The 11,911-nt window shown below is 74.0% G+C and carries 8 protein-coding genes; 7 read left to right on the forward strand and 1 reads right to left on the reverse strand.

Features of this window, described 5'->3' with window-relative positions; translation table 11 throughout:
• Positions 1-50: 50 nt before the first annotated feature.
• Positions 51-1,001, forward strand: a complete 951-nt coding sequence (locus E2C05_RS05030; protein ID WP_133218512.1) for an aspartate carbamoyltransferase catalytic subunit — start codon at positions 51-53, stop codon at positions 999-1,001.
• Here the strand turns inward: E2C05_RS05030 and E2C05_RS05035 are convergent, their stop codons facing one another.
• Positions 1,002-2,120, reverse strand: coding sequence for a hypothetical protein (locus E2C05_RS05035; protein ID WP_133218513.1), 1,119 nt, complete (start codon positions 2,118-2,120; stop codon positions 1,002-1,004). It lies immediately after the preceding gene.
• A gap of 106 nt (positions 2,121-2,226) precedes the next feature.
• Between E2C05_RS05035 and pyrC the strand changes: the two genes are divergently transcribed.
• The 6 genes from pyrC to E2C05_RS05065 form a co-directional block, all read left to right on the forward strand.
• The gene (pyrC, locus tag E2C05_RS05040; protein WP_133218514.1) at positions 2,227-3,513 is read left to right on the forward strand and encodes a dihydroorotase; all 1,287 of its coding nucleotides are present in this window, start codon (positions 2,227-2,229) and stop codon (positions 3,511-3,513) included.
• Positions 3,510-4,094, forward strand: a complete 585-nt coding sequence (gene plsY, locus E2C05_RS05045; RefSeq protein ID WP_133218515.1) for a glycerol-3-phosphate 1-O-acyltransferase PlsY — start codon at positions 3,510-3,512, stop codon at positions 4,092-4,094. The genes pyrC and plsY overlap by 4 nt, the downstream gene beginning before the upstream one ends.
• A gap of 154 nt (positions 4,095-4,248) precedes the next feature.
• Positions 4,249-5,421, forward strand: a complete 1,173-nt coding sequence (gene dprA, locus E2C05_RS05050) for a DNA-processing protein DprA (protein WP_133218516.1) — start codon at positions 4,249-4,251, stop codon at positions 5,419-5,421.
• A 78-nt stretch (positions 5,422-5,499) separates the two neighbouring features.
• Positions 5,500-8,271, forward strand: coding sequence for a type I DNA topoisomerase (topA, locus tag E2C05_RS05055; RefSeq protein ID WP_133218517.1), 2,772 nt, complete (start codon positions 5,500-5,502; stop codon positions 8,269-8,271).
• Position 8,272: 1 nt separating this feature from the next.
• The gene (gene rnr / locus E2C05_RS05060) at positions 8,273-10,513 is read left to right on the forward strand and encodes a ribonuclease R (protein WP_133218518.1); all 2,241 of its coding nucleotides are present in this window, start codon (positions 8,273-8,275) and stop codon (positions 10,511-10,513) included.
• Between the two features lie 32 nt (positions 10,514-10,545).
• A partial coding sequence (locus E2C05_RS05065) for a S41 family peptidase (protein ID WP_133218519.1) occupies positions 10,546-11,911 on the forward strand: 1,366 nt, incomplete at its 3' end.

Consider the following 11,911-nt stretch of genomic DNA (forward strand, 5'->3'; position numbering starts at 1 on the left):
GGGCAGGCTGCCGCCGCTAGCCTGCCGGCCGCCGCAGCGCGCGAGTCCCGATGTCCTTCTCCTACCGTATCCTGCCGGCCGGGCACCTGCTGGCCATCGAGGGGCTGGAGCCGCCGCATATCGGCGCGCTGCTCGACCTGGCCGAGAGCTATGCGCTGCTGAACCGGTCCGGGAAGACCCAGCGCGACCTGCTGAAGGGCCGCACCCTGATCAACCTGTTCTTCGAGGACAGCACCCGCACCCGCACCTCCTTCGAGCTGGCGGGCAAGCGGCTGGGGGCGGATGTCATCAACATGTCCGTCTCCACCAGCAGCGTGAACAAGGGCGAGACGCTGATCGACACGGCGACGACGCTGAACGCCATGCATTGCGACCTGCTGGTGGTGCGGCACGCCCAGTCCGGGGCGCCGGCGCTGCTCTCGCAGAAGGTCTCGGCCAGCGTCATCAATGCCGGCGACGGCACGCATGAGCACCCGACCCAGGCGCTGCTGGACGCGCTGACCATCCGCCGCCGCAAGGGAAGGCTCGAAGGCCTGGTGGTGGCGATCTGCGGCGACGTGCTGCACAGCCGCGTGGCGCGGTCCAACATCCACCTGCTGACGGCGATGAATGCCCGGGTGCGCATCGTCGGCCCGCCCACCCTGATCCCCGCCGATGCGGCGCGGCTCGGCGTCGAGGTGTTCCACGACATGCGCGCCGGCCTGCAGGGCGCCGACGTGGTGATGATGCTGCGGCTGCAGAAGGAACGGATGACCGGCGGGCTGGTCCCCTCCTCGCGTGAGTTCTTCCGCTTCTACGGGCTGGACCGGGAGAAGCTGGCGCATGCGAAGCCGGACGCCATCGTCATGCATCCCGGCCCGATGAACCGCGGCATCGAGATCGACAGCGCCATCGCCGACGACCCGGAGCGCAGCGTTATCGGCGAGCAGGTGGAGATGGGCGTCGCCTGCCGGATGGCGGTGCTGGACGTGCTGGCGCGGGACCTGCGCCGCAACGCCTGATCAGGGCAGCGTGCCGCCGATCGCCCGGTACACCTCCGCCAGCCGCTCGTATTCCGGCCGGCCGGGAATCAGGTCCCTGGTCAACCCTGCGGCCGGCGTCCCCGGCAGCGGCCCGGGGGACGGGCCGGCCAGCCGCCGCATGACGTCGAAGACCGTGCGGATGCCGTCGCGCTGCAGCGCCTGGAATGCCTCGGACTGCGCCAGCACCAGCAATTGCGCCTGGGCGATCCAGTCGACGATCTCGCTCATCTGGTAGCCGGAGGAGTCGTAGAGCAGAAAGGGGTTGGCATGCGCGAGGTCCACCGCGTCGTCGATGCCGACCTCCTGCAGCCGGAAGGTGACGCCGCGCGAGATGCCCTGCACGAGTTCCAGGGCGAAGGCCTCGGACCGCTGCTCGGCCTGGATCAGCCGGTTGAAGGCGCCTTCCAGCCAGGCGATCCCGCGCTGCGGGAACATGCCCACGCCGAAGCCGATGAGGGCGACCGAGACATCCGGCAGCCCGTGCCGCAGCGTGACCGCGACCAGCACCGCGAGCGCGAGGCGGATGGTGATCTTGCGGAAGGTGCTCGGCAGGATCTGCAGGGACGTCGAGCGGTCGAAGATGGTCACCAGCGCCCAGCAGATCCAGCCCAGGAAGGCGAACCCCACCACCACCAGCGTCCCGGTCTGGTATTGCCGGAAGGCCAGGACATCGGCCGGGGTCACGCCCTCGCCCTGGGCCGGCAGGATGCAGCGCGGGCCGCAGAGCATCAGGTAGTGCTTGGCGTCCACCAGCCCTTCCGGCGTCGGGGCATCCGCCACCAGGATCACCACCAGGAAGAAGTTGAGCGCGAAGAGGAACAGCAGCGGCGCGACATAGTCGAAGGGCCGCGCCTTCACCCGCGACCCGTCGAACAGGCGCCGGTAGGTGCTGCCCGCCAGGTCCGGGTAGCAGGCATCCAGCGCCTTCTGCCGGTTGGCCACCAGCGTCCGCACGCCGACCACCGCCAGCAGGGAGAACAGCGGCACGACCAGCAGCAGCAGCCAGAAGGCGACCACCTGCAGCGAATTGTCGGCCGTGGCGCGCAGCCCGGGCATGAGCCCGAGCATGACGTTGAGACCGGTCAGGATGCGATCCATGGTCGTCTGGCTTTTCACAACGAATACGGAACGATGCGGCGATCCGCGCGGCCCGTCAACGTCGCGCCGGTAGCCAGCCCCGCGGCGAATGCGTAAACCCTGTCCCATGCCTGACACGCTGTACGCCGGCGCACGCCTCCTCGACCCCGCCACCGGTCTCGACGGCATCGGCGACCTGCTCGTCCGCGACGGCGTCATCCTGGACCATGGGGCGGGACTCGGCCGCCCGGACAGCGCCGGGGTGGTGGACTGCGCCGGCCTCTGCCTCCTCCCCGGCCTCGTCGACCTGCGCGCCGATATCGGCGAGCCGGGGCATGAGCACCGCGAGACCATCGCCAGCGTCGCCCAGGCCGCGGCGGCCGGCGGCATCACCACGCTCTGCGTCCTGCCGGACACCGATCCGGCGCTGGACGACCCGGCGCTGGTGCAGTTCGTCCTCCGCCGCGGCGAGGCGACCGGGTCGCTGACCCTGCTGCCCTACGGCGCAGCGACCAAGGCCTGCGGCGGCAAGGAGCTGGCGGAGTACGGGCTGCTGAAGGAGGCCGGGGCCGTCGCCTTCACCGATGGCCGCCGCGCCATCGCCTCGGCGCGGACCATGCGCCTCGCCCTGTCCTATGCCCGCGGCTTCGGCAGCTTCATCGTGCAGCACCCGGAGGAACCCAGCCTCGCCGCCGGCGGCGCCGCGACGGAGGGCGAGCTGGCGACGCGGCTGGGCCTGCCCGGCATCCCGCCGGCGGCCGAGGCCATCATGGTCCAGCGCGACATCGCGCTCGCCCGCATCACCGGCGGGCATGTGCATTTCGCGCATGTCAGCACGGCCGCGGCGCTGGACCTGATCCGCGCCGCGAAGGCCGAGGCGCTGCCCGGGGGCTTTCGTGTCACCTGCGACACCGCGCCGCCCTATTTCGACCTGAACGAGACGGCGATCGGCGACTGGCGCACCTATGCCAAGCTCTCCCCGCCGCTGCGGCCGGAGGCCGACCGGCTGGCGGTGGTGGCGGCGCTGCAGGACGGCACGATCGACGCCATCGCTTCCGACCACCAGCCGCGGGATGCCGACGACAAGCGGCTGCCCTTCGCCCAGGCGGAGGCCGGGGGCGCCGGCCTCGCCACGCTGCTCGGCGTGACCCTGGCGCGGGTGCATGGCGGCGACCTGCCGCTGCTGCAGGCGCTGGACCTGCTGACGGCGCGGCCGGCCCGGCTGCTCGGCCTGCCGGCCGGGCGGCTGGCCAAGGGCGCGCCGGCCGACCTGCTGCTGCTCGACCTCGAGCGCGGCTGGCAGGTGAAGGACGGGCAGTTGCCCGGCAAGGCGCAGAACTCGCCCTTCGACGGAAGGGCCCTGGAAGGCCGCGTGGTCGGCACCTGGAAGGCCGGCCGGAGGGTGTTCGGATGATCCTGCTGCTCGCGCTCGCGCTTGGCTATGCGCTGGGATCCATCCCCTTCGGCCTGGTGCTGACCCGGGCGGCCGGCCTGGGCGACATCCGGCAGATCGGGTCGGGCAATATCGGCGCGACCAATGTGCTGCGCACAGGCAGCAAGGCGCTGGCGGCGGCGACGCTGCTGCTCGACCTGCTGAAGGGCGTCGCGGCGCTGCTGGCGGCCGGCGCGCTGTGGGGCGAGACGGCCGGGCTGGTCGCCGGCTTCGGCGCCATGCTCGGCCATGCCTTCCCCGCCTGGCTGGGCTTCAAGGGCGGCAAGGGCGTGGCGACCGGCGGCGGCGTGCTGCTGGCGGCCGCCTGGTGGCTGGGGCTGGGGGCCGCGCTGGCCTGGCTGGCGACCGCGGTCGTCACCCGCATCTCCTCGGCCGCCGCCATCGCCGCCTGCGTGGCGGCGCCGGTCATCGCGCTCCTCGCCGGCCGGACCGACCTCGCGGTCTTCGCCGCCGGCATCGCCGCCCTGGTGGTCTGGCGCCACCGGCCGAACATCGAACGCCTGCTGGCCGGCACCGAGCCGCGGATCGGCCGCAAGGCCTGACCCCCGCGCGGCCGGCGCCGCGGCCAAGGGCGCCCGCCACTGGCCGCCCGCCGCAGGCCGCCCGCCACACGCGGCGCGCCACGCGCCGGCATGCGACGCTGGCGGAACGGTCCGGCCGGCCGCTATCCTGGCCGCCCCCTGGTCCGCGGCCGCCATGCCCGATTCGACGCCCCCCGTCGCCGATCACAGTCCCGCCGATCCCAGCCCCGCCGAGGCGCTGGCCCGCCTCCGCCTCGCCCGCACCGACGGCATCGGGCCGCTGACCTTCCGCCGCCTGCTGGACCGGCATGGCAGCGCCGGCGCCGCCCTGGCCGCCCTGCCGGCCCACGCCGCCCGCCGCGGCGCCCGGCTGCTGCTGGCGCCCGAGGATGCGGCCCGGCGGGAGATGGAGGCGCTGCAGCGCGCCGGCGCCCGGCTGCTCTTCGCCGGGCTGCCGCCCTACCCGCCCCTGCTGGCGATGCAGGAAGACGCGCCGCCGGTCCTCGCGCTGCAGGGCGACCCGCAGGCGCTGCTGCCCCGCGCCGTCGCACTGGTCGGCGCCCGCAACGCCTCCGCCGCCGGCCGGCGGATGGCCGAGGACCTGGCCGAGGGGCTGGCGGCCGCCGGCATCGCCGTGGTCTCCGGCCTCGCGCGTGGGATCGACGCGGCGGCGCATCTCGGCGCGCTGCGGCGCGGCCGCACCATCGCCTGCGTCGCCGGCGGCCTCGACCAGCCCTACCCACCCGAGCACGCCCGGCTGCAGGCCCGCATCGCCGATGAGGGCGGCGCGGTGCTGGCCGAGGCGCCCTGGGGCGTCGCCCCCCTGGCCCGGCATTTCCCGCGGCGGAACCGGATCGTCGCCGCCCTCTCCTTCGGCGTGGTGGTGGTGGAGGCGGCGCCGCGCTCCGGCAGCCTGATCACCGCCCGGCTGGCGCTGGAGGCGGGGCGGGAGCTGTTCGCCGTGCCGGGCAGCCCGCTTGACCCCCGCTGCCGCGGCTCGAACGACCTGATCCGCCAGGGCGCCCACCTGACCGAATCGGCCGATGACGTGCTGGACCACCTGCCCGAGGCCCCCCGCCCGACCCGGTTGTTCGAGCCGCCGCCGGCCTGGGAGGCGGAGGATCCGGCCGAGGATCTCTTCGCCGCGCCGGCCCCTGCCCCCCTGCATGGCCCGGGCGACAGCACGGAAGTGCTTGATCTGATTGGTGCGGGTCCGATGCCGGTTGACGAGGTGATGCGGCGCTGCCACCTCTCGCCCTCCGCGATCCAGGCGATCCTGCTTGATCTCGAACTGGCCGGACGGGTGGAGTTGCTGCCGGGCAACCGGGTGGCGCTCACCGGACGCTAGACCGGGACCCCTCGGCCCGCCCGCTCGCCGCCCGCCTCCCCCTCCGCCCGGGGGCGGCCACAGGATGTGTTGGAGTCCATGCCGGACGTCGTCGTCGTCGAGAGCCCCGCCAAGGCCAAGACCATCAACAAGTATCTCGGCCGGGACTTCACGGTGCTGGCGAGCTTCGGCCATGTCCGCGACCTGCCCCCGAAGGACGGCTCCGTCCGGCCGGAGGAGGATTTCGCCATGGACTGGGAGTCCGAGGACCGTGGCGAGCGGCAGGTGAACGAGATCGCCCGCGCGCTGAAGGGCGCCCGGCGCCTCTACCTCGCCACCGACCCGGACCGGGAGGGCGAGGCGATCTCCTGGCATGTGAAGGACATGCTGGGCCGCAAGGGCGCGCTGAAGGGCGTGCAGGTCCAGCGCATCACCTTCAACGAGATCACCAAGCGCGCGATCCAGCACGCCATCGCCCATCCGCGCGACCTCGACGCGCCGCTGATCGATGCCTACCTGGCGCGGCGGGCGCTGGACTATCTGGTCGGCTTCAACCTCTCCCCCGTGCTGTGGCGCAAGCTGCCGGGCAGCCGCTCGGCCGGGCGGGTGCAGTCGGTCGCGCTGCGGCTGATCTGCGAGCGCGAGGCCGAGATCGAGGCCTTCCGCGCCCGGGAATACTGGACGGTCGAGGCCAAGTTCACCACGCCGGCCGGCGCGCCCTTCACCGCCCGCCTCACCCATTTGGATGGGAAGAAGCTCGACCAGTTCGACCTGCCGGACGAGGCCAGCGCCCTGCGGGCCCGCGCCGCGGTGGAGGCCGGGACCTTCAGCGTCCTGTCGGTCGAGAAGCGCCGCGTCCGGCGCAACCCGCCGCCGCCCTTCACCACCTCCACCCTGCAGATGGAGGCCAGCCGCAAGCTGGGCATGGGCGCGCAGCAGGCCATGCGGACGGCGCAGCAGCTCTACGAAGGCGTCGACATCTCGGGCGAGACGGTCGGCCTGATCACCTATATGCGGACCGACGGCGTGCAGATGGCGCGGGAAGCCATCACCGCCATCCGCGACCATGTGAAGGGGGAATTCGGCGCCGACTACCTGCCCGGCGCGCCGCGCGAATACACCTCCAAGGCCAAGAACGCGCAGGAAGCGCATGAGGCGATCCGCCCGACCGATGTGCGCAACACGCCGGACAAGGTCGCGCGCTACCTCGATGACCGGCAGCGCCGCCTCTACGAGCTGATCTGGAAGCGCGCCGTCGCGTCGCAGATGCAGTCGGCCGAGCTGGACCAGACCACGGTCGAGATCGCCGATGCGGCGCGCAAGGTGGTCCTGCGCGCCACCGGCTCGGTCATCGCCTTCGACGGCTTCCTGAAGCTGTACCGGGAGGATGAGGACGACCGCGCCGCCGATGCCCGCGCCGGCATCACCGGCGTCACGGCCGGCGAGGACGAGGACAGCCGCACCCTGCCGCCGATGCGGGAGAAGGACCCGCTGAGGCGCGGCGAGGTCACCGCCAGCCAGCACTTCACCCAGCCGCCGCCGCGCTATTCCGAGGCGACGCTGGTCAAGAAGCTGGAGGAGCTGGGGATCGGCCGGCCCTCGACCTATGCCTCGATCCTGCAGACCCTGCAGGACCGGGACTATGTGAAGCTGGAGAAGCGCCGCTTCATCCCGGAGGATCGCGGCCGCCTCGTCACCACCTTCCTGGTGCATTTCTTCGAGCGCTACGTGGACACCGGCTTCACCGCCGGCCTGGAGGAGCAGCTCGACGACATCTCCGGCGGCCGGGCCGACTGGCGGGCGGTGATGCATGCCTTCTGGGACGAGTTCAAGCGGGCGGTCGACGCCACCAAGGACCTGAAGATCAGCGACGTCATCGACGCGCTGGACGACGACCTGGCGCCGCATTTCTTCCCCGACCGCGGCGACGGCGTGGACCCGCGCGTCTGCCCGGCCTGCTCGGGCGGGCGGCTCGGCCTGCGGCTCGGCCGCACCGGCGCCTTCATCGGCTGCTCCAACTACCCGGAATGCCGCTACACCCGGCCGCTGATCGCCCCGGGCGCTGAGGGCGAGGGCGCCACCGGCCTCACGGACGGCCCCCGCTCGCTCGGCCGCGACCCCGCCAGCGGCGAGGAGGTGACGGTCCGCCGTGGGCCCTATGGCGTCTATGTCCAGCTCGGCGAGGGCGGCACCGACGACAAGGGCAAGCCGACCAAGCCGCGCCGGGCCAGCCTGACCAAGGACATGGACCCCGACACGCTGGACCTGGACCGGGCGCTGCGCCTGCTGTCGCTGCCGCGCATGATCGGCCGCGACCCCGAGAGCGGCGAGGAGATCCAGGCCGGGCTCGGCCGCTTCGGCCCCTACATCAAGGTCGGCAGCATCTTCCAGTCGCTGGAGCCGGGGGATGACGTCCTCTCCCTCGGCATGAACCGGGCGATGGAGCTGCTGGCCAAGGCGCGGGCCAAGGTGCGCTTCGTCGGGCTGCATCCGAAGGACGGCGCCCCGGTCGAGATCCGCAAGGGCCGCTTCGGCCCCTATGCCCAGCACGGCAAGACGGTGGCCAACCTGCCCCGCAACCTCGCCATGGAGGATGCGACGCTGGACGAGACTGTCGCGTTGCTCGCCGAGAAGGGCAAGGAGCTGGTGCCGAAGGGCAAGCCGGGCGCCAAGGGCAAGGCGAAGGCGGCGCCGAAGCGCGCCGAGGCGGGGGATGCGCCGGCGCCGCGCAAGGCGCCGGCCCGCAAGGCGGCGGGGACCGCCGCGCCGGCCAAGGCCCCGGCCCGCAAGACGGCGGGAGCCGCCGCGCGCAAGCCGGCCGCGGCGAAGACACCCGCCGCGCGGAAGGCCGCCCCGAAGAAGAAGGCCTGAGATGGCCCGCCGCCCGCCCGGCGGCCCCGGACTGCCGCCTGATCTCCCCCCTGATCTCCCCCCTGGCCGCCCCCGGCCGGCGGAGGGCGAGGCGCCGCTGCCCTCGAAGGACGAGTTGCGGCGCTTCCTGCAGGCCAGCCCCGGCCGGGTGGGCAAGACCGGGATCAGCCGGCATTTCGGCCTCGGCCCCGACCAGCGCCCGGCGCTGCGCGCCCTGCTGAAGGACCTGCTGGCCGAGGGCGACGCCCAGCCTGCCGGGCGTCGCGGCGTCGCGGCCCCCGGCAGGCTGCCGGAGATGGCGGTCATCGAGGTGACCGGCACCGACCCGGATGGCGACCCCATCGCCCGCCCGCTCGGCTGGAAGCCCGAGCGGCAGGGGCCGATGCCGGTCATCTTCATGGCGCCCGAGCGTGCCGGGCAGCCCGCCCTGGCCCCTGGGGAGAAGGTGCTGGCCCGCCTCAAGCCGATCGGCGCCGGCAAGTACCAGGGCAGCACCGTCAAGCGCATCGGCGGCGCCAGCCCGGCGCGCATCCTCGGCGTCTACGAGGAGGGCCGGATCACGCCGACCGATCGCCGCCACCGCTCCGACTGGGCGGTGCCGCCGGGCGAGCATGGCGGCGCCGAGCCGGGCGAGATCGTCCTGGCCGAGCCGCTGCCGGGCCGGCCGCTCGGCCTCCGCCCCGCCCGCATCGTCGAGCGGCTCGGCCGCATGGGGGAGGCGCGGTCGGTCTCCCTCATCTGCATCCATGCCCATGGCATCCCGGAGCTCTTCCCGGCCGAGGCGGTGCGGGAGGCGGAGCGCGCCCGCGGGGTCGGCGCCGAGGGAAGGGAGGATCTGCGCGACATCCCGCTGGTCACCATCGACGGCGAGGATGCCCGCGACTTCGACGATGCGGTCTGGGCGGAACCCGACGGGACCGGCTGGCGCGTGATCGTCGCCATCGCCGATGTCGCCCACTACGTCACGCCCGGCAGCGCGCTCGACCGGGAAGCCTGGGCGCGCGGCAACAGCGTCTATTTCCCCGACCGCGTCGTGCCGATGCTGCCGGAGGCGCTGTCCAATGGCTGGTGCAGCCTGAAGCCGGGCGAGCCGCGCGGCTGCCTCTTCGCCGAGCTGCGCTTCGATGCCGGCGGCGCCAAGACCGCGCATCGCTTCGGCCGCGGGATCATGCGCAGCGCCGCGCGGCTGACCTATGAGCAGGTGCAGGCCGCGCGGGCGGCGGGCGAGGACCCGACCGGCACCCTCCGTCCCCTGTACGGCGCCTATGCCGCGCTGCAGGCGGCGCGGGACCGCCGCGGCACGCTCGACCTCGAATTGCCGGAACGGCGGGTGCGTCTCGACGACCAGGGGCGGGTGCTGGGGGTCGAGCCGCGCGCCCGCCTTGCCAGCCACCGGCTGATCGAGGAGTTCATGGTCGCGGCCAATGTCGCGGCGGCGGAGGAGCTGGAACGGCTGCGGCAGCCCTGCCTCTACCGCATCCATGACCGCCCGGCCGACCGCAAGCTGGAAGGGCTGCGGCAATTCCTGGAAAGCTTCGGGATCGACCTGCCGGCCTCCGACCGCCTGCATCCGCGCGACTTCGCCCGGGTGCTGGACCGCGTGCGGGGCCAGCCGGAGGAGCGGCTGGTCCACGAGACGGTGCTGCGGGCGCAGTCCCAGGCGGAATATGCGCCGGACAACATCGGCCATTTCGGCCTCGGCCTGTCGCGCTACGCGCATTTCACCAGCCCGATCCGGCGCTATGCCGACCTGCTGGTGCACCGCGCCCTGATCCGCGGCCTCGGGCTGGGCGGCGACGGGCTGGCGGAAGCGGAAGCGGCGCGCCTGCCCGACACCGGCGAGCATGTGACGCAGACCGAGCGGCGCGCCGCTGCCGCCGAGCGCGATGCGGTCGAGCGCTACCTTGCGGCATTCATGTCGCAGCACGTGGGAGAGGTGTTCGAGGCGCGCATTAGTGGCGTGACACGCTTCGGCCTGTTCGTCACCCTGGAGGCGAATGGCGCGAGCGGAATCGTCCCCATCGCGTCTCTGCCGGACGATCGATGGACCGAGGACCAGGCCAGGCAAGCCCGGCACGGGCGGATGCTGTCGGGCCAGCGGACCGGGCTCACCTTCACCCTGGGCCAGGCGGTGGAGGCGCGGCTGGTCGAGGCGACGCCCCGCACCGGCGGCCTGGTCTTCCACCTGATGCAGGGGGTGCCGCCGCGCCGGCCCGCGAAGGGCGGCGCCCGGCGCGGCTGATCCTGCTGCTGCTCCTGCTGCTGGTCCCCGCCATGGCGCAGGCGCAGGAGGCGCTGTTCCCGCGCGAGCAGGTGCAGGCGGTGCTGGCGACCGCCATGGGCGCGGTGCTGGAGCGGCATATCGAGCGCGCCACGCCGGCCGAGCTCGGCCTCTGGAGCATGCGCGGCCTGGAGGTGATCGAGCCCGGCTTCCGCACCGAATTGCAGAGCGGCACGCTGCTCCTCTCGGCGCCCGACCGGCTGCTCTCGGCCCGACCGATGCCGGCGCTGCCCGCCTCCGGCCCGCCGGACCTGGCGGCGGCGCCGCTGGCGGTGGCGCTGTCCGGCATGTTCGACGCGGCCTGGCGCGCCTCCCCCGCCATCCGCCGGGCGGGGCCAGAACGGATGCTGCGCAGCGCCTTCGAGGAGCTGTTCAACCACCTCGACCCCTACAGCCGCTACCTGACGCCGGAGGAGGCGCAGGCCGCCCGCGCCCGGCGCGTCGGGCAGAGCGGGCTGGGCCTGCGGCTGGCGGCCGGGCGCGGCGCGGAGGTGCGGGTGGCGGTGGTCGCGCCGGACTCGCCCGCGGCGGCGGGCGGGCTCCGCGTCGGCGACCGGGTGCTGGAGGTGGATGGCGAGGCGGTCTCGGCGCGCGACCTTTCCGCCGCCGCGGCGCTGCTGGAAGGCCCGGCCGGCACCGAGGTGAGCCTGCGGGTGGAGCGCGGGCGGCGGCGCTTCAACCTGCTGCTGCTGCGCAGCCTGGTGGCGCCGGAGACGGTGCAGGCGCAGGCGCGGGACGAGATCCTCTGGCTGCGGCTGGACGGCTTCTCCGCCGCCACCGACCTGCGGCTGGCCGAGGCGCTGGCGGAGGGGCTGCGCCCCGGCGGCCCGCGCGGCGTGGTGCTGGACCTGCGCGGCAACCGCGGTGGCCTGCTGGGCCAGGCCGTGGCGGTCGCCGGCGCCTTCCTGCCGGACGGCGTGGTGGCGCTGACCAGCGGCCGCCATCCGGATGCGGCGCGCACCTACGTCTCGGCCGGGCCGGACCTGGCGCGCAACCTGCCGCTGGTGGTGCTGGTGGATGGCCGCACCGCCTCGGCGGCCGAGATCGTCGCGGCGGCGCTGGCCGATCGCGGCCGCGGCGTGGTTGTGGGCAGCGCCACCACCGGCAAGGGGCTGATCCAGGCGGTGGTGCCGCTGCCGAATGGCGGCGACCTGCTGGTCACCTGGTCGCGCGTGCTGGCGCCGCGCGGCTGGCCGATCCAGGGGCTGGGCGTGATCCCGGCCGTCTGCACCTCCCTCGGTCCCGAAGCGACGGCGGCGGCGCTGGGCCGGCTGCGGCTGGGGGAGGCCCCGATGGCGCGGGTGCTGGCGCGGCAGCGCGCGGCGCGGGCGCCGGTGCCCGCCAGCGAGGTGGCGGCGC

The sequence above is a fragment of the Paracraurococcus ruber genome, from assembly GCF_004353985.1.
Lineage (GTDB): Bacteria > Pseudomonadota > Alphaproteobacteria > Acetobacterales > Acetobacteraceae > Paracraurococcus > Paracraurococcus ruber.